General features: G+C 67.4%; 21 protein-coding genes. 10 read left to right on the top strand and 11 right to left on the bottom strand.

Annotation, left to right across the window (positions count from 1 at the left end):
* The first annotated feature begins 1 nt into the window (after position 1).
* Both U1839_RS09545 and U1839_RS09540 read left to right on the top strand, forming a co-directional pair.
* Complete coding sequence (locus U1839_RS09545; RefSeq protein WP_332803412.1) at positions 2-385, top strand: PilZ domain-containing protein; 384 nt, start codon at positions 2-4, stop codon at positions 383-385.
* 295 nt (positions 386-680) lie between these two features.
* Complete coding sequence (locus U1839_RS09540) at positions 681-1,583, top strand: hypothetical protein (RefSeq protein ID WP_332803411.1); 903 nt, start codon at positions 681-683, stop codon at positions 1,581-1,583.
* Between the two features lie 359 nt (positions 1,584-1,942).
* Here the strand turns inward: U1839_RS09540 and U1839_RS09535 are convergent, their stop codons facing one another.
* On the bottom strand, positions 1,943-2,449 hold the full coding sequence (locus U1839_RS09535; protein WP_332803410.1) for a helix-turn-helix domain-containing protein: 507 nt from the start codon (positions 2,447-2,449) through the stop codon (positions 1,943-1,945).
* Positions 2,450-2,598: 149 nt separating this feature from the next.
* On the opposite strand from U1839_RS09535, the gene U1839_RS09530 reads away from it, so the two are divergent.
* Positions 2,599-3,537: a DUF1186 domain-containing protein gene (locus U1839_RS09530; RefSeq protein ID WP_332803409.1), complete on the top strand. Its 939-nt coding sequence runs from the start codon at positions 2,599-2,601 to the stop codon at positions 3,535-3,537.
* A 76-nt stretch (positions 3,538-3,613) separates the two neighbouring features.
* Here the strand turns inward: U1839_RS09530 and U1839_RS09525 are convergent, their stop codons facing one another.
* The 10 genes from U1839_RS09525 to U1839_RS09480 all read right to left on the bottom strand — a co-directional run bounded on the left by U1839_RS09525 (position 3,614) and on the right by U1839_RS09480 (position 10,853).
* A complete protein-coding gene (locus U1839_RS09525) occupies positions 3,614-3,931 on the bottom strand; it encodes a type II toxin-antitoxin system RelE/ParE family toxin (protein WP_332803408.1) in 318 nt (105 codons plus the stop codon).
* Complete coding sequence (locus U1839_RS09520) at positions 3,928-4,158, bottom strand: type II toxin-antitoxin system ParD family antitoxin (protein ID WP_443030594.1); 231 nt, start codon at positions 4,156-4,158, stop codon at positions 3,928-3,930. Before U1839_RS09520 ends, U1839_RS09525 begins: the two co-directional genes overlap by 4 nt.
* Before the next feature lie 59 nt (positions 4,159-4,217).
* A complete protein-coding gene (locus U1839_RS09515; protein ID WP_332803406.1) occupies positions 4,218-4,967 on the bottom strand; it encodes a sigma-70 family RNA polymerase sigma factor in 750 nt (249 codons plus the stop codon).
* Positions 4,964-7,036 (bottom strand): flagellar biosynthesis protein FlhA, encoded by a 2,073-nt coding sequence (gene flhA / locus U1839_RS09510; RefSeq protein ID WP_332803405.1) that lies wholly within the window; start codon positions 7,034-7,036, stop codon positions 4,964-4,966. The genes U1839_RS09515 and flhA overlap by 4 nt, the downstream gene beginning before the upstream one ends.
* 3 nt (positions 7,037-7,039) lie before the next feature.
* A complete protein-coding gene (locus U1839_RS09505; RefSeq protein ID WP_332803404.1) occupies positions 7,040-7,942 on the bottom strand; it encodes a lytic transglycosylase domain-containing protein in 903 nt (300 codons plus the stop codon).
* Between the two features lie 379 nt (positions 7,943-8,321).
* The gene (locus U1839_RS09500) at positions 8,322-8,648 is read right to left on the bottom strand and encodes a flagellar protein FlgN (protein ID WP_332803403.1); all 327 of its coding nucleotides are present in this window, start codon (positions 8,646-8,648) and stop codon (positions 8,322-8,324) included.
* On the bottom strand, positions 8,645-8,959 hold the full coding sequence (locus tag U1839_RS09495; protein WP_332803402.1) for a flagellar biosynthesis anti-sigma factor FlgM: 315 nt from the start codon (positions 8,957-8,959) through the stop codon (positions 8,645-8,647). The genes U1839_RS09500 and U1839_RS09495 overlap by 4 nt, the downstream gene beginning before the upstream one ends.
* A 66-nt stretch (positions 8,960-9,025) precedes the next feature.
* Positions 9,026-9,583 carry a flagella basal body P-ring formation protein FlgA gene (locus tag U1839_RS09490; protein ID WP_332803401.1) on the bottom strand — a complete coding sequence of 186 codons (558 nt, stop codon included), beginning with the start codon at positions 9,581-9,583 and terminating at the stop codon, positions 9,026-9,028.
* Positions 9,580-10,152 carry a flagellar motor protein MotB gene (locus U1839_RS09485; protein WP_332803400.1) on the bottom strand — a complete coding sequence of 191 codons (573 nt, stop codon included), beginning with the start codon at positions 10,150-10,152 and terminating at the stop codon, positions 9,580-9,582. The genes U1839_RS09490 and U1839_RS09485 overlap by 4 nt, the downstream gene beginning before the upstream one ends.
* Positions 10,149-10,853 carry a motility protein A gene (locus U1839_RS09480; RefSeq protein ID WP_332803399.1) on the bottom strand — a complete coding sequence of 235 codons (705 nt, stop codon included), beginning with the start codon at positions 10,851-10,853 and terminating at the stop codon, positions 10,149-10,151. Before U1839_RS09480 ends, U1839_RS09485 begins: the two co-directional genes overlap by 4 nt.
* A 305-nt stretch (positions 10,854-11,158) precedes the next feature.
* On the opposite strand from U1839_RS09480, the gene U1839_RS09475 reads away from it, so the two are divergent.
* From U1839_RS09475 to U1839_RS09445, 7 genes are read left to right on the top strand one after another with little or no spacing between them, the layout of a single operon-like run.
* A complete protein-coding gene (locus tag U1839_RS09475; RefSeq protein WP_281128622.1) occupies positions 11,159-11,506 on the top strand; it encodes a flagellar basal body rod protein FlgB in 348 nt (115 codons plus the stop codon).
* Position 11,507: 1 nt separating this feature from the next.
* Positions 11,508-11,918: a flagellar basal body rod protein FlgC gene (flgC, locus tag U1839_RS09470; protein WP_281128623.1), complete on the top strand. Its 411-nt coding sequence runs from the start codon at positions 11,508-11,510 to the stop codon at positions 11,916-11,918.
* Between the two features lie 2 nt (positions 11,919-11,920).
* Positions 11,921-12,610 carry a flagellar hook assembly protein FlgD gene (locus tag U1839_RS09465; protein ID WP_332803398.1) on the top strand — a complete coding sequence of 230 codons (690 nt, stop codon included), beginning with the start codon at positions 11,921-11,923 and terminating at the stop codon, positions 12,608-12,610.
* Between the two features lie 32 nt (positions 12,611-12,642).
* The gene (locus tag U1839_RS09460) at positions 12,643-13,893 is read left to right on the top strand and encodes a flagellar hook protein FlgE (protein WP_332803397.1); all 1,251 of its coding nucleotides are present in this window, start codon (positions 12,643-12,645) and stop codon (positions 13,891-13,893) included.
* A 26-nt stretch (positions 13,894-13,919) separates the two neighbouring features.
* The gene (gene flgF / locus U1839_RS09455) at positions 13,920-14,663 is read left to right on the top strand and encodes a flagellar basal-body rod protein FlgF (RefSeq protein WP_332803396.1); all 744 of its coding nucleotides are present in this window, start codon (positions 13,920-13,922) and stop codon (positions 14,661-14,663) included.
* Between the two features lie 12 nt (positions 14,664-14,675).
* Positions 14,676-15,464 (top strand): flagellar basal-body rod protein FlgG, encoded by a 789-nt coding sequence (flgG, locus tag U1839_RS09450; protein WP_332803395.1) that lies wholly within the window; start codon positions 14,676-14,678, stop codon positions 15,462-15,464.
* Positions 15,445-16,161, top strand: a complete 717-nt coding sequence (locus U1839_RS09445; RefSeq protein WP_332803394.1) for a flagellar basal body L-ring protein FlgH — start codon at positions 15,445-15,447, stop codon at positions 16,159-16,161. The genes flgG and U1839_RS09445 overlap by 20 nt, the downstream gene beginning before the upstream one ends.
* Positions 16,162-16,200 lie beyond the last annotated feature (39 nt).

Genomic DNA, 16,200 nt, shown 5'->3' with positions numbered 1-16,200 from the left:
GATGTTCTCCGCCGAGATCATGATAACGCGCCCCGGTCAACCGACCGGGCCCATATCAGCACCACGCGGCGCGCGGCGGGCACGTCGCGCGTCGGTCGACATCGCCGGCACGATCGACGAGGCCGGTCCACGCAGCCTGTGCCGCATTATCGACCTTTCGCTTTCCGGCGCCCGGTTGATGACGTGGCAGGCACTGGAAACACACGCGACCGTGATGCTCACCCTGCCGGGGCAGCGCGCGCGGATGGCCCGCATCGTCTGGTCAGACGATTTCGAGGCCGGCTGCGCGTTCGACGAGCCGCTCGAACAAGCCGCGCTCGATCAACTCGTGGCGCGCTATGGCTTCGCCCCGGCGTTGCCGGAGGTAGCGATTTTCCGCAGCTGAGCGGCCGCGACCCGAACCGGCTGGTGGCGGCCAAACCGCAAAGGCCTGGACGACAGGAGACCCGTGGGAGCGATATCGTCCAAACCGGTCGCATTCGGCGAGCGCATCGCGCTCCGGTCGTTACCCGATTTGGGATTGTCGTCACTTCGGCCGTTGCAATGTCCGGTACGGCCATATTCAACGGGCCATGGCCAGCGGGGTGCGTGTCAGGCAACGTGCCAAGTCGGACGCGATGAGGTACCACTAGCTCGTGGTGAAATCACTGACGGCGGAACCTTATCGGCCCCTGGGCCGCATGACGGCACGGCTGATCGCGCAAATGCAGTTGAGCTGCGCCGCGGAGAGCCTGACGTTGTTCCGCGGCAAGTTCGATCCCGCCATCGTGTTCCTCGTCGTGCTGCGCGCCGATGCGTGGCTACAGACCCGCTCGACCGGCGTCGTCGTGCAGGCGACCGCGCCGCCGGGCGGGATAAGCGTCAACGCGATCGCGCAATCGCTGGGCCGGCCTTTCGAAAGCGTCCGGCGCTACGTCAACGCACTGATTGCCGACGGCCTCTGCCTGCGATCACCGCACGGCATCGTGGTCAATCCGGTGGCGCTGGAGACGCCCGACGTCATCGCGCTGCTCGACGCACTGCACGATGCCATGGTGCGGCTGATCGAGCATCTCACCGCCTTCGGCGTCGCACTGCCGGCCAATCGACAGAATGTGCCCTATGACAAGGGCGCGACGATCGCGGTGGCGATCGACATCTTCGTGTCCTTCTTTGAGTTTCTCGGCGCGGGTATTTCGTGGACGCGCGCGACGATCGTCGGCGCGGTCGCCGCCGCCAACGTCCGGGAGATCACCTTCAACCCGGTGCTTGCCTTTCGCTATGGCGAAGAGGGCACCCCGGTGCCGGAGCTGCTGCGCAAGCCGGTCTCGGCCGCTGCCATCTGCCGTGGGCTGCGCCTGGCGCCGAGCAGCGTGCACCGCCACGTCACGGTGGCGCGCGCGCGCGGCGTGCTGACCGTGCGCGACGGAAAGTTGCTGACCAGCTCCGACTATCTCAGCGCGCCCTGGGTGCTCGCCGTGGCGCGGCTGGTAACCACCCAGGCGATACGCGCGATGTCGCGACTGGGGCCGGCCGGCTTCCCGTTCGACGATCCGGGCGCCTGTTATATTCGCGGATGCCCGCCACTGGTGCCCTTCGTCTGAGCGTGCGCGGCGCCGCGCCGCGCGCGATGTCGCGTCCGACTGATCAATGCAAACGATGCGAAAGAGCGTAGGCAGACGCGGCTAGCTAGCAAATATTCGGCAAGTAAAAGACTTGGACCGCGCCAAGAAGAAGGGGCATTTTGCGAGGGGATGGGGTAGCATTTTCGGGGGCCTTCCACCCCCTGCCGGTTGCGACGCGGGAACGAAAAACGACCGAGGTCCAACGCCGTGCCCAAAATATATTCACGAATTCCGGTACGATCGCGGAGGTCGACGATTGACGCAATAGTTGGGCATTATGCGAATAGCCTCGACTGTTCATGGATTTTACCATGGGCCGCCGATCGGGTAAGCCGCGCTTATCCATCGGACAGGCGCCACTGCCCCGCTTGCTCGTCCCGCTCTTCCCCCGCTTCGGCCGCCAGGGAGCGGGCCTCCTGATATGCGATCGCCTCCGCGAGACGCTCGGCGAGATCGTGGTTCTGGGGCAGCACAGGCTGTTCGCGCCACTCCGCCGCGCGACGGATGCGCAGCCATTGCATGCCGACACGCGGGTCTGCCGGGATATGGCGGGTGACCTCGACCTGCACCGCCGCCTTCGCGCCGAGCGGGACGAACGCCTTGATCTCGCGCTGGTCGTAGCCGATCGCGCGGCGGTACATCGCCGCCTTGACGCGGGCATCGGCATCGTCCTTGCCGACATTCGTCGCCGCGGCGAAGTCGGGATGGCGCTCGCGCCAGCGATAGAGCGTGGCGAGATGGACGCCGAGCAGGCGCGCGACCTGTTCGTCGGTGGCACCGGTTTCGTAATAGAGCCGCGCCTTTTCGGCATGCTCGGGGGTGTAGCTTGTGGGGCGTCCGGACATGGCGGCGGGCGTAGCGTGGATGCGTGGCAGGTTGAATCAAGCTGATGCGTCGGGGCAAGAGCGCGGGTTGCGAGCGGTCCGCCACGTACCTGTTCTGCCCCGTATCACGACATTTTGCCGCCGGCGTTTCCGCACGCTAAGGTCTGCGCATGGACGCAGACATCAAGGCTATTCTCGAGCGTGTCGGGTACGAGCCTGACCTGCCGATCGAGCATTTCGTTGCGGAACTGGCGAGCAGCGAAGCGCTGCCGCGGCCAGCGATCATCATGTGCACAGTCCGGATCGACGAGGCCGCGCCCGCGCTGCGCGCGGTGCTGGCGCGCGCGGTGCTCGGCCACGAACTGGACGACGGGGATCTGCGGTTGCTGTTTCGCGGCCTGCACATTCTCGGCGGCGGGCGCGACAGTCGGACCTGTGCGCCGCTGCTGCGGCTGCTGCGGCTGCCGGTCGACGATCTTGACGAATTGCTGGGCGATGCGCTGACCGAATCGATCTCGCGCATTCTCGTCGGCGTGTTCGACGGCGATGCCGGCGCACTGTTCGCATTGGCCGTGGCGCCCGAAGTCGATCAGTTCGCGCGCAATGCCGTGCTCGGGGCCGCGACCTTCCTGGCCTGGGAAGGGCGCATCGGTCGCGGCGATTTCGAGCGTTTCCTGGTCCGCTTCTTCGAGGAAGGCGGCGCGGAGGACGGCGACCACGCCTGGTATGGCTGGCAACAGGCGGTCGCGCTGCTCGGGCTGCGCACGCTGGTGCCGCTGGTCGAGCGCGCCTTCGCCGACGAGCGGATCGCGCCGATGGACACCAGCATGAAGCATTTCGATGCCGATCTGGCGGAGGCCGAACGCGCGCCCGACGATAGCGAACGCTTCGAGAATGCCGGCCTCGGCTACATCGAAGACATCATCGCGGCGCTCGAATGGACCGATGTCGTAGAGGATGAGCCGATCCTCGATCCGATGGGCGAGTTGATCGACCATGACTGGGCGCCGCCGCCGATGCCGGTGATCAACCATTGGCGCGATGTCGGTCGCAACGACCCCTGCCCCTGTGGCAGCGGTAAGAAATTCAAGAAGTGCTGCCTGCGCTGAGGGGACGAGTCGGCCGAGGGCGCGTGGCCATTGAGGCTGCTCCTGGCGCGCATGCCGACAATGTCAGAAACACGTCTCACTCCCCCAACCAAGCCGCCATATCGCGCTGCGCATGAAGTACGCGCCACACGTGGATATGGTTGGTCCGTTCGACATAGAACACCAGATACGGAAAGCGCTTCAGTAGCTGACTGCGCAATCCGGGGATATTGAGTTCATGCGCATGGCGCGGTGAGCCCGTCAGCGGGCGACTGCCGATCGCGCGAAACGCCACTTCGATCGCGTCGATGAAGCGCCGCGCCACATCTGCGCCCGCTTCGCGGAAATAATAGTCGACTGCGGCTTCGACGTCCGACTGCGCCAGCGCGCCCTGGACGAGCCGCTTGGCGCTCACGCCCCGGGGTTGGGCACGAGGCGTTCCCGCAGCCGATCGAAATAGGCAGAATCAACTGGTGCGCCCGGCGGCGATTCGGCGCCGGCGAGCAATAGCGCGCGCAGCCGTTGCCGGTCCTGGTCCATCCGGATCAGCTCGCGAACATATTCGCTGCTTGTACCGTAACCGCCGCCCGCGACCTGATCGTCGACGAAGGATTTGAGCCCGTCGGGCAGGGAGATGTTCATCGTCGCCATCGCGGGCAAATCTAGGGCGATGGCAAAATTTGGCAAGATGTGCGGGCGCCCTACCCCCGCCGCGCCAGCGCCTTCTTCAACCGGCCATGCGCCGCCGCCTTGATCTGGCACACCCGCGCCGCGCCGACACCCAGTACGAGGCCGATTTCCTCGAGGTTCAACTCCTCGACATAATAGAGCTGCACGACCTGCGCCTCGCGCTCGGGCAGCGCGGCGATCGCGGCGATCAGTGCTTCGCGCAGTTCCCCTTCGGCGAGTTGCTCGAAGGCGTCGGGTTCGTCGCTGGCGAACCATGGCAGGTCGTCGGCATAGACATCGTCGATATGCTCGAAGCGAACCGCCTCGGCGGTGGCATAATCGCTGCGTAGCTTTTCGATGGTGACCCCCAGTTTTTCGGCCAGCGCCGCCTCGTCCGGCGCATGGCCCAGCGCAGCGGTGAGCGCGGCGATCGCGTCGTGATAGGCACGCCGTCGGCGCATTGCGCCGCGCGTCATGGTGGCGTGACGGCGCAGCGCGTCGATCATCGATCCGCGCACCCGCGTCGCAAGATATTGCTGGAAGGTCACCAGCCCGCGATCCTCGAAGCTGCCTGCGGCCTCGACCAGCGCGACCAGCCCGGTCTGAATCAAATCCTCGATGTCGATCGCCGCCGACATGCCACCATGGACGTGCCAGGCGATGCGCCGCACCAGCGCGGTATGCTTGCGCACCAGCGCGTTCATGTCGGGCGGGTGCTGACCCGGCTTGTAGGTCAGCGGCATCGCGTCGGCAAAGGCCTGGTGGTTGGGGAGCGCGCTCATGCCAGCGCTCCGGGGGCGCCGATCACGGCGACGACTTCCACGGCCTTCTCCTCGGGCACTTCGAAGAAACTCATGACCGGCGTGTCGGGCAGACAGGTCTTGACCAGCTTGCGGATCGCGACGCGGATTGCCGGCTGGACGACCAGCGCGAACGGCTTGGCCTCGTTGATCAGCGGCTGCGCGGCGCGTTGCAGCGCCTCGACGATGCGGCGCCCGAGATCGGGCTCGATCGTGTGGCGACGCGACGGGTCCGAGCGCACGGCCTGGCCAAGCAGCCCCTCGAGCTGGCCCTCCAGCGTCATCACACGCAGCGGCTCACGCACGCCGCACAGTTTCTGGATGATCAGCCCGCCAAGCTCGGGGCGGATCGTCTCGATGATCTCGTCGGCGTCGAGCGTGCGCTGCGCGGCGACCGAGATGGCGGCGGCGATGCGGCGGAATTCCTTGAGCGGCACATTCTCCGCCAGCAGCCCCTTCAACACCTGGGTCAGCGTGGTCAGCGGCAGCGGGTTGGGCGACAGCGCGGCGACGAGTTGGGGGCTGCGTTCCTTGAGCCCGTCGAGCAGCGCCTGGACCTCGTCGGCGCCGAGCAGTTCGCTTGCATGCTGGCCGAGTTGATGGTTGAGATGCGTCGCGACGACGGTGCCAGGATCGACGACGAGATACCCCGCGCCGGTCGCGGCATCGGCATCGCCCTGCTGGATCCACACCGCATCGAGCCCGAAGGTCGGGTCCTTGGCGCGCTTGCCGCTCAGGTGACCGACCGCCTGGCCGGTATCGAGCGCGAGCATCTCGTCGGGCGCGACCTGATCCTCGCCGACGATCACGCCGCCGACGACGATGCGGTAGTGGAACGGCGCGAGGTTGATGTCGTCGCGCACCCGCACCGTCGGCACGACGAAGCCGAGTTCCTTCGACAGCTGGCGCCGCACCCCGGTGATGCGCCCCATCAACGGCGCGCCGCGGCGCTCGTCGACCAGCGGCACCAGGCCGTAACCGATGTCGAGGTTGATCTGCATGCTGTCGCTGACCTCGTCCCAGCCGATCTTCGACAGATCGACTGGCACCGCATCGACGATCTCGACCGGGGCCGGGCGGCGCGCGATCTCGCGCATCTTCCATGCGGCGAAACCGGCCAGCGCGGCGGCGGGCAGGATCACGAGGTGCGGCATGCCGGGCATCAGCCCGAGCAGCGCGAGGATGATCGCGACCGGGGTCCAGGTCCGCGCCGAGCCGAACTGGCTGCCGATCTGGCCGGCAAGGTCGAGGCTCGAGGTGACGCGGGTGACGATCGCGGCGGCGGCGATCGACAGCATCAGCGACGGAATCTGCGCGACGAGCGCATCGCCGATCGCGAGCAGGACATAATTGTGCGCGGCATTGGCGATGGTCATGCCGTGGCTTACGGGTCCGAGGATCAACCCGCCGACGATGTTGGCGGCGAGGATCAGCAGGCCGGCAACCGCGTCGCCCTTCACGAACTTCGACGAACCGTCCATCGAGCCGTAGAAATCCGCCTCGGTGGCGACCTCGATGCGGCGTGCGCGCGCCTCGTCGGGAGTGATCAGCCCGGCATTGAGATCGGCGTCGATCGCCATCTGCTTGCCCGGCAGTGCGTCGAGCGTGAAGCGCGCCGAGACTTCCGACACGCGGCCCGCGCCCTTGGTGACGACGATCAGGTTGATGATGACGAGAATCGAAAAGACGAAGATGCCGACGACATAGTCGCCGCCGATCAGGAAGGTACCGAACGCCTCGATCACGCGGCCGGCAGCGCTCTCGCCCTCATGGCCATGGACCAGCACGACGCGGGTCGAGGCGACGTTGAGGCTGAGGCGGAACAGGGTGGCGAACAGCAGCACGGTCGGGAAGGCCGAGAAGTCGAGCGGCTTCTGCGCGTTGAGGCTGACCATCAGCACGGCGAGGCTGATCGTGATGTTCATGATGAAGAACACATCGAGCATCGCCGCCGGGATCGGCACGACCATCAGCACGACGAGCATCAGGATCGCGACCGGCAACGCCGCCGAGCGGACCAGCGAAGGACTTTTGAGAAGCGGGACGGCCATGACTTAGCCCCCCAGGCTGGCGAGCAGCATGTAGGCGAGCCTCGCGGTGTTGGGGGTGGGGCGCAGCAGCGAGGCGGCGGTGGTCGCGGTGCTGGTGGCGCCGTTGAGACGATCGAGCGTGGCGTGTGCCCACATCGCGGCGTCGCTGGTGCTGGTCTCGCCGCTGCCCGGAATCACTTCCTCGCCCGAGGCACCGAGCGTGGTCGAGGCGAGCAGCGAGGGGATTGCGGGCAATGGCGTCATGCCGTCGCCGGTGCCGGTGCTGCCAGCGCTGGCATTGAGCTTGGCGCCGAGCCGGTCGTAGATTTGCGACAGCGAGCGCGGCGTGCCGTTCGAGGTGTAGAACACCGAATGATTGGCGCGCGCGGCGGCGGGAAACATGCTCGCGCCCGAGCGACCGGGGTTGCTGTCCATCGCCGTCAGGAAGCTGCGCGCGCCGCCGAGACCGAGAAAATGCGCCATATAAAGGTCGGTCGAGGTCGCGTCACGGCCGAGCGAAGCCTTGATCGCGTCGCCATTGTCGCTGGCATGTTCGGCCGCCATCAGCGAGGCGGTGGCGGGGTCGTTGCGCAGCGCGAGGATCGCGCGCTTGGTGCCGGGGTCGCTGACGGTAAGCCGGCCATTGGCCCCGGCATGGATCGCATCCGCCGCCCAGCCCAGGCCATATTCGCTGCCATGCTGCTTGACGACACCCAGCCAGCTCTGCTCGACGAACTGGTACAGCCCCTGCGCGCTCGATGTGCTGGCCTTGGCGTTTGCCTTCAGCCCGCTCTCGAGCTTGGCCTGGCCGAGCAGATAGCTGAAGTCGACTCCGGTCTTCTGGCTGGCGAACGCGATCGCCGACTGGACCCGGTCGGATCCCGTCGCACTCGTGCCCGTCAGACGTGAAAGCGGATTGAACGGCATCGATCCCCGGCTGTGTTGACCTTATTCGGGCCACACGCAGCAAGGGTCGTGCCAGATTGGTTAATGCGGAACTGTGACCTCGACGGGGCTGCCGTTCATCCTTCTCCCCTTGTGGGCGTTTTGGCGCGTGACGGGTCGAAATGCTCCCCCGGAGCATTTCTCAATCATGCCGGGGGCATGATTGACCCGGCACACGACAAAACGGGTGGCGCGAAGCGCCGGATGAGGGGGAGTCCGGAACGAGACGCCCGCGTCAGTCCCCCTCACCCTTCCCATCGCTGCGCGATGGGCCCCTTCCCTCTCCCACAAGGGGAGAGGGAGTCTAAGCCCTCCCCAAATGTGTGAACCCAATAAGCCCAGGGGGAGAGGGGAAAGAAGATCATGCGTAGGCGCGCAGCCCCATGCCCGGGCGGTAGCCACCGCCGCCGATGCCGGCATCGCCGGTCAGATTTTGCAGGCGGCGGCGAACATTTGCCGCCATCAGGTTGACATAGATGCGGCAGGTCTCGTTGAGCCGGTTGGCTTCCTCGGCCAGCCCGCGCAGCTCGGGCCCGGCGGGGGCGGTGCCGAAGCCGGCGACCGCGTCGATCGCGGCAAGCTTATCCTGCGTCGCGCTTTCCAGCGCGGCGACGTCATTGGCTTTCAACGCGGCGATCTCGGCATGGAGCGCTTCGATCACGCGGATCAGGGCGTCACGCCGGGTCATGCCTGCGGCTCCTGTTCGCTGCCATGCGGGCTCCAGTCATATTTCAGCGCCAGCAGGCGGTCGGCGATCGTCGCCGGCAGGATCGGGAAGGTGCCAGAGCTGATCGCCTTCTTGATCCGCGCGACGCGGTCGAGGTCGACGGGTGCGTTCGCGGCGAGTTCGCGGGCGATGCCGCTGGCCTGGACCGCGACCTGGGTCGGTTCGTCCTGCCGCGCGATGGGCGTCGGGGCGGGTGCCGCCGACACGCGCGTCGTGGCGGCGACGAGCGCGTCGCTGCCTGTTACCCCCCGTGTCGAGATCGGATCCACCACGCCTGCACCCTTGCAGTTGTTACCGTCACCAAGAGTAACGACCGCACCGGACCGATCTTTAAGGAATTATTCGTTCCAGCCCGGGAGCGTCGCCCGGCCGCTTTCGATCGCGATCGCCTGGACCGGATTCTTCGATCCCTCGCACTTCACCAGGAAGCGCGCGCCGGGCGCGGCATCGCCCAGCGCGATGCCGTCGCGGGTGATCGAAAAGCCGTTGGTGCCGGCGGCGATCGTCACCGGATCGCCGCGCTTGATGACCGGCGCGAGCCGCGCCGGCGCCGCCGCCATGGTCGGCGCGGCGGCGGCGGGTGCCGGCGTGGGCGTCGCGCCGAGGCGCACCGGCACGAAGATCCGCCATTCGGGTTCGGTGCAGGTCACGACGACCGCGTCGCGCGCCTCGCCGCGCCACGCCAGCGAGACCATCGAACAATTGGCCAGCCGCAACCGCGTGTCGACCGGAGTGCGCGCACCGCCGGCATCGCCGGTCGCATGACCGGTAAAGGCGGCGACCGCGCGGTCGATCGCGAGCGTATCCTGATAGGGCGCGGCGGCGGTCGCCGCGGTGGCGAGCAGGGTGATCGGCAGGAGCGCGAGCAGCGGGCGGAGCATGGGTGGTTCCTTCATCGGGCGGCAATATCGGGTTGCCGGGCGGCGGAATCCTGCCGGTCGCCGACAAAGCCGATGGTGAGGGTGACGGTGCGGTGGCCGGGGCGGCCTGCGCCGAGAATATCGAGCCGCGCGGGCGGCACGACATGTGCGGCAGCAAGCGTGGCGGCGACGGCGCGGGCGCGGTCGGCGGCGAGCACCGCGCCGCTGCCGGTGACCGGGTCGACATCGCCGGGCGAGCCGTCGACCCCGCCGCTGACCTTCAGCACGACGCGCGGATCGCGCGCGACCTCGCGCGCCCAGGCGATCAGCCCGGCGGGCGACGAAGGCAGGGTGGCGGAACCGGGCGCGAAATCGAGCATCGCGGCGGCGGCAACGGGCATCGGCTCGCTCCCTACGGCGCCGGAGGGCGCGGCGGCGGCACCGAAGCCGGAACGGATGCCCTGCGCCAGCGCCTTGCCGTCGAGATGCTGGCTGGCCTGGACGAAAACGAAGAAGCCGACCAGCAACAGGCCGAGATCGGCCAGCGTCATCAGCCAGATCGGCCGGCTCGCCGGGGTTTCGGGATAGGCGTCGTCGGCGGTCATGCCGCGCCCGCCATCGGCACCAACGTCGGGCCGGTCGCGTCGATCGCGACGTGGCGCGGCTGCTCGCGCGCGGCGAGCGCGACGAGCGGCGCCTCGAGCCGCAGCCGCTGGCTCGCCTCGCTGCGGCCATGGCGCCGCAGCCGCGTGGCGACCGGCAGCGCGACGAGATTGCCGAGCAACGCGCCGTAGAGCGTGGCGAGCAACGCCACCGCCATCGCCGCACCGATCGCGCTCGGGTCCTGCATCTTCACGAACATGCCGACCAGGCCGATCAGCGTGCCGACCATCCCCATGGCCGGCGCGGTTTCGGCGGCGCCGCCCCAGACATCGGCGGCGGCGGCGTGGCGGTCGATGCGTGCACGACGGCGGGCGCGGAGCACCTCCTCGACCTCGCCGGCGGTCTTGCCGTCGACGATCATCGCGATCGCGGCGGCAACGTCGGGGTCGGCGATCACCGAGCGATCGAGCGCCATCACGCCGTGCCGTTTGGCGATGCGGGCGAGCGCGGCGATCTGTTCGATCAGCGGCGTGGCGTCGAAATCGCGCCGCCCGACGGTGCGCAGCGCCGCCAGCGCGCGGCCGACGTCGCGCAGCGGCGCGCGCAGCAGCGTGGCGAGCAGCGTGCCGCCGCCAACGATCGCCGCGGCGGCGGGGTCGAGGAACGGCGCAAGCGCCTGGGCGATTTCGGGTGCGGTGCTCATCGCCCGCCGCGTTGCAAGGGGCGGGCCAGTTGCGTTTGTCGCTCGCCAAGCACGCCGAAAGCCATCCGTCGCAACCTTCGTCCTTCCCCGGCGCAGGCCGGGGCCCAGTTGCGAGCCGCCCGTAGCTGGGCCCCGGCCTCCGCCGGGGAAGCGAAGTGGGTCGTTGCCGCACCCGGCAATTTTTGCCGCCCGACCGGCAAGACCTTGCCGCTCGCCGCCGATCATGAAGCGAATGCGGCCCCCCAGCCGGTTTGGCACGGGCTTTGCTGAGAACCTTCCGCGCAATCAGGCGCAGGAGACGGCCGATGGCCAGCGACAGTCTTTTCGGGGTTCATGGAGCCGCACTCGAGGTGCGTTCGCAGCGCATGGGCCTGCTCGCCTCGAACATCGCCAATGCGTCGACGCCGGGCTTCAAGGCGAAGGACATCGACTTCACCACCGCGCTCGCCTCGGTCGAGGCCGGCCAGGGTGACGACGGTTTCAGCGCCGCGGTCAAATATCGCGTGCCGAGCCAGCCGTCGCTCGACGGCAACACCGTCGAGCTGTCGTCGGAACAGACCGCCTTCGCCGAAAACGCCGTCGCCTATCAGACGACGCTGTCGTTCCTCAACGGGCGGATCGGCCAGATCACCCGCGCGCTGAAGGGGGAATAAGATGTCCGGCCAGCCAATGACGATCTTCCAGGTCGCGGGTCGCGCGATGTCCGCGCAGCTCGTGCGCATGAACACCACGGCCTCGAACCTTGCCAATGCCGGCGCGATCTCGTCGAGCGAGGGCAGCGCCTATCGCACGATCAAGCCGGTGTTCCGCACCCAGTTCGACCAGGCGAGCGGCATGTCGACGGTCAATGTCGAGAGCGTCGTCACGGCCGGCGAGGGCCCGACCAAGCTTTACGACCCGAGCCACCCACTCGCCGACAAGGACGGCAATGTCTGGCAGTCGGGCGTCGATGAAACCCGCGAGCTGGTCGACATGATGGAGACCTCGCGCAGTTACCAGAACAATGTCGAAGTGATGCAGACGGCCAAGTCGCTGATCCTCGACACCCTCAAATTGGGCCGCTGATCATGACCGCTTCCTCCTTCGACACGACGCTGAACAATCTCGGCATCAAGACGACGACCGGTAACAGCGCCGTCGCCAACACGTCGAGTGGGTCGACCACGCTCGGCCAGGCCGACTTTCTCAAGCTGATGACCGCGCAGTTGCAGAACCAGGACCCGTTCAACCCGGTCGACAATACCCAGATGGTCGCCCAGATGGCGCAGTTCTCGAGCGTCGCAGGCATCAGCCAGATGAACACCACGCTGTCGTCGATCGCGGCGAAGCTGACCGGCACCTCGACCAGCGACGCGCTGTCCTATGTCGGCCGCAACGTGCTGACCGAGGGTGGCACGGCCTATCCGCGCACCACCGGCGGCATCGCCGGCGCGGTCGAGCTCGACAAGGCGGCAACCGACGTCACCGTGACGATCAGCGACCAGAACGGCACGACGCTCAAGACGCTGTCGCTCGGCGCGCAACCGGCCGGGACCGTCGCCTATGACTGGGACGGCACCACCAACAGCGGCGCGGCGGCCGGCGCGGGTCCGTACAAGGTCAGCGTCGCCGCGCAGAATGGCGGCACCACCGTCACCAGCCGCGGCCTCGTCTGGGCGCCGGTCGAATCCGTCGCCAACCCCGGATCCGGTTCGCCGACGCTCTCGGTCACCGGACTCGGCCCGATCGCCGTCAGCGCCGTTCGCCAGATCGGCTGATCTTACAAACCCCCCAACAGGAGTAGCCCCTCATGTCCTTCTATACCTCGCTCAGCGGCCTCCAGGCGGCCCAGACCGAAATGTCGACCGTGTCGCACAATCTGGCGAACGTCTCGACCAACGGCTTCAAGAAGAGCCGCACCGACTTCGCCGACGTCATCGCGTCGAGCCTCGCCGCCGACCCGACCAAGGCGGTCGGCTCGGGCGTCGTGGTCAAGGCCAACCGCCAGCAGTTCACCGAGGGCAATCTCAAGACCACGGGCTCCTCGCTCGATCTCGCCGTCACCGGCGACGGCTTCTTCGCGGTCAAGACCAACGGCGCCAATTCGGCGGTCGCCTATACCCGCAACGGCAGCTTCCAGGTCGATCCGACAACGCATTATGTCGTCGATGCGCAGGGCAGCGTGCTGCAGGTCTATCCGGTCGATGCCAATGGCAATGCCACCGCGACCGGCGCCGACGGCATGGTCGGGCTCAAGCTGCCCGAGACCAGCGGCATTCCGGTCGCCACCTCCAAGGTCGCGCTCGGCGTCAACCTGTCGACCGGCGCGACCGCGCCCGCCACCGCCTTCGACCCGGCCAATCCGACGACCTACAACAACTCGGCCAGCACGACGATCTACGACTCGGCGGGCAAGGCGATGACGATGACCAACTATTTCGTCCGCGACACCGCCGCGAACAGCTGGTCGGTCTATTCCTATGTCGGCGACCAGCAATTGAAGGTCGGCGGTTCGACCGCGCCGACCAACGTCACGCTCGATGCGAGCGGCGCAATCACCGCGCCGACCGCGCCGGTCACCTATGACAGCTTCACCCCGACGACCGGCGGTGCGCCCCAGGTCGTCGCGCTCGATCTCGCCGGTTCGACCTCGCATTCGACAACCTTCTCGGTTGCCTCGCGCAGCCAGGACGGCAAGTCGGTCGGCGAACTCGCCGGTGTGACGGTCGACGAATCGGGCGTGATCAAGGCCAATTTCTCGAACGGCGACACCACCGCGCTGGGCAAGGTCGCGCTGGCCAATTTCGCCAACCCGACCGGCCTGCGCCAGCTCGGCAACAGCTATTGGTCGGCCAGCGGTATTTCCGGCCAGGCGACGCTGGGCAGCGCCAACGAGAATGGCTTCGGCTCGCTGATGTCGGGCACGATCGAGGGCTCCAACGTCGATATCACCGAGGAGCTGGTTAATCTCATCGCGGCGCAGCGCAACTTCCAGGCGAATGCCAAGGCGCTCGATACCGCGAACCAGATTTCGCAGACCATCTTCAACATCGGCCACTGAGCCAGGGCGCGCGTCGGAGCATCTGAATGGACAAGCTGGTCTATACCGCGGCGACAGGCCTCAAGGCGCATCTCGCGTCGCAGGCCGCGATCGCCAACAACATGGCGAACGCCTCGACGATCGGCTTTCGCGCCGACCGCGTGGTGTTCACCAGGTTGCAGGTCAACGGCCAGGGCCTCGACACGCGCACGCCGGCGTCCGAGGAGGTGGTCGATGCCGATCGTCGCCCCGGCGCGATCATGCAAACCGGCCGCCCGCTCGACGTTGCCGTGACCGGCGATTCGTGGATGGCGGTGCAGGCGACCGACGGGACCGAAGCCTATACGCGGCGCGGCGATCTCCAGATCGCGCCGACGGGCGTGTTGGAAACCGGTGACGGTTTCCCGGTGATGGGGTCGGGGGGCCCCATCACCGTGCCGCCCGCCTCAAGCGTCGCGGTCTCGTCCGACGGTTCGATTTCGATCGTGCCGATCGGCGGCGACGGCAAGGCGCAGATCGTCGGCAAGCTCAAGCTGGCCAGCGTCAAGGGTTCGGACACGGTCAAGGGGCTCGACAACCTGCTCCACGTCCGCGGCGGCGGCGTGCTGCCCGAGGATCTCGACGCCAAGGTCGAGAGCGGGGCGCTCGAAGGCTCCAACGTCAACATGACCCAGGCGCTGGTCGACATGATCGAGAACCAGCGCTCGTACGAGGTCCAGGCGAACCTGATGAAGGAAGCCAAGACCATGGACGAAAGCGCCGCATCGCTGATGCGCGTGCAACAGGCATAAGGAAGAAAAGCGATGACCAGCGCAGCCATGCATATCGCGCGGACCGGGCTCGACGCCCAGGACATGCGCATGCGCGTGATTTCGAACAACCTCGCGAACGTCAACACGACGGGCTACAAGCGCGATCGCGCGGCGTTCGAAACGCTGGCCTATCAGACGATCACCGCACCGGGCGCGCCGAGCACGGCCGAAAGCAAATACGCCACCGGGCTCAACCTCGGCACCGGCGTGCGCATCCAGGGCACCGCGCGGATCGACACGCAGGGATCGATGCAGACGACGGGCAATTCGCTCGACCTCGCGCTCGACGGCGGCGGCTATTTCCAGGTCCAGCTGCCGGGGGGGCAACTGGGCTATACGCGGGCGGGCAATTTCTCGCGCTCGCCCGAAGGCCTGCTGGTGACGTCGGAGGGCTATCAGGTCCAGCCCGGCATCACCGTGCCTGAGGGCGCGACGAGCATCACGATCGGCACCGACGGCACCGTCTCGGCGCAGGTCGCCGGACAGAATGCCCCGACGCAGATCGGCCAGATCCAGGTCGCGAATTTCCCCAACACAGCGGGGTTGCAGTCGACCGGCGACAATTATCTCGTCGAGACCGCCTCGTCGGGCGCGGCCAGCCTCGGCATTGCCGGGCAGGACGGGCGCGGCAACATCCGCCAGGGGATGCTCGAATCGTCCAACGTCAACGTCGTCGAGGAGCTGGTCGACATGATCGAATGCCAGCGCGCCTATGAGGTCAACTCGAAGATGATCTCGGCGACCGACGACATGCTCAAATATGTCAACCAGAACCTCTGAGGTGCGCGTGAACCACAACTACCTCATCGGCCTGACCGCCCTCGCCTTGCTTGCTGGCGCCACCGCGCCGCGCGCCGCCGAGGCGCGCCTGTTCGGCAAGAAGGCGCCGCCGGTCGATTTTTCGGCCGCACAGCCGGCGCCGGTCGCGCCGCCGGCGATCGCCAATGGTTCGATCTTCCAGGCCGAGGCCGGCTATGCCGCGCTCTACGAAGGCTCGCGCGCGCGCCGCGTCGGCGATCCGCTGACCATCGTGCTGGTCGAAAGGACCGCCGCGTCGAAGTCGGCCAGCTCCAATCTCGATTCGGGCGGTGGCCTCAGCATCACGCCGCCGACCACCGGTATCGCGTCGCTGTTCAAGCAGACCGACGCCTCGGCGAGCACGACGCGCAACTTCAAGGGCACCGGCGCGACCGACCAGGCCAATTCGCTGACCGGCGAAGTCAGCGTGACCGTCGCGCAGGTCTTTCCCAACGGCACGATGCTCGTCCAGGGGCAGAAGCGCGTCACGCTCAACCGCGGCGACGAGTTCGTCCAGATCCGCGGCCTGATCCGCGTCGCCGATATCGATGCCGACAATCGCGTCGCCTCGACCCGCGTCGCCGATGCGCAGATTGCCTATACCGGCAAGGGCGACGTCGCCCGCGCCAGCCGCCAGGGCTGGCTCGGTCGCTTCTTCTCCGTCGTGAGTCCCTTCTGATGAAAGTGTCCGCGATGTCGCGTTTCCTCGCCGCTTTTT

This window comes from Parasphingomonas halimpatiens, assembly GCF_036663795.1.
Classification (GTDB): Bacteria; Pseudomonadota; Alphaproteobacteria; order Sphingomonadales; family Sphingomonadaceae; genus Sphingomonas.
This window is presented reverse-complemented; position numbering and strand designations above follow the sequence as displayed.

Bases quoted from the DNA above. Each gene is read 5' to 3' on its own strand.
- U1839_RS09545 (WP_332803412.1), top strand. From the start codon at position 2: ATGTTCTCCGCCGAGATCATGATAACGCGCCCCGGTCAACCGACCGGG.
- U1839_RS09540 (WP_332803411.1), top strand. From the start codon at position 681: ATGACGGCACGGCTGATCGCGCAAATGCAGTTGAGCTGCGCCGCGGAG.
- U1839_RS09535 (WP_332803410.1), bottom strand. From the start codon at position 2,449: ATGTCCGGACGCCCCACAAGCTACACCCCCGAGCATGCCGAAAAGGCG.
- U1839_RS09530 (WP_332803409.1), top strand. From the start codon at position 2,599: ATGGACGCAGACATCAAGGCTATTCTCGAGCGTGTCGGGTACGAGCCT.
- U1839_RS09520 (WP_443030594.1), bottom strand. From the start codon at position 4,158: ATGAACATCTCCCTGCCCGACGGGCTCAAATCCTTCGTCGACGATCAG.
- U1839_RS09515 (WP_332803406.1), bottom strand. From the start codon at position 4,967: ATGAGCGCGCTCCCCAACCACCAGGCCTTTGCCGACGCGATGCCGCTG.
- flhA (WP_332803405.1), bottom strand. From the start codon at position 7,036: ATGGCCGTCCCGCTTCTCAAAAGTCCTTCGCTGGTCCGCTCGGCGGCG.
- U1839_RS09505 (WP_332803404.1), bottom strand. From the start codon at position 7,942: ATGCCGTTCAATCCGCTTTCACGTCTGACGGGCACGAGTGCGACGGGA.
- U1839_RS09500 (WP_332803403.1), bottom strand. From the start codon at position 8,648: ATGACCCGGCGTGACGCCCTGATCCGCGTGATCGAAGCGCTCCATGCC.
- U1839_RS09490 (WP_332803401.1), bottom strand. From the start codon at position 9,583: ATGAAGGAACCACCCATGCTCCGCCCGCTGCTCGCGCTCCTGCCGATC.
- U1839_RS09485 (WP_332803400.1), bottom strand. From the start codon at position 10,152: ATGACCGCCGACGACGCCTATCCCGAAACCCCGGCGAGCCGGCCGATC.
- U1839_RS09480 (WP_332803399.1), bottom strand. From the start codon at position 10,853: ATGAGCACCGCACCCGAAATCGCCCAGGCGCTTGCGCCGTTCCTCGAC.
- U1839_RS09475 (WP_281128622.1), top strand. From the start codon at position 11,159: ATGGCCAGCGACAGTCTTTTCGGGGTTCATGGAGCCGCACTCGAGGTG.
- flgC (WP_281128623.1), top strand. From the start codon at position 11,508: ATGTCCGGCCAGCCAATGACGATCTTCCAGGTCGCGGGTCGCGCGATG.
- U1839_RS09465 (WP_332803398.1), top strand. From the start codon at position 11,921: ATGACCGCTTCCTCCTTCGACACGACGCTGAACAATCTCGGCATCAAG.
- U1839_RS09460 (WP_332803397.1), top strand. From the start codon at position 12,643: ATGTCCTTCTATACCTCGCTCAGCGGCCTCCAGGCGGCCCAGACCGAA.
- flgF (WP_332803396.1), top strand. From the start codon at position 13,920: ATGGACAAGCTGGTCTATACCGCGGCGACAGGCCTCAAGGCGCATCTC.
- flgG (WP_332803395.1), top strand. From the start codon at position 14,676: ATGACCAGCGCAGCCATGCATATCGCGCGGACCGGGCTCGACGCCCAG.
- U1839_RS09445 (WP_332803394.1), top strand. From the start codon at position 15,445: ATGTCAACCAGAACCTCTGAGGTGCGCGTGAACCACAACTACCTCATC.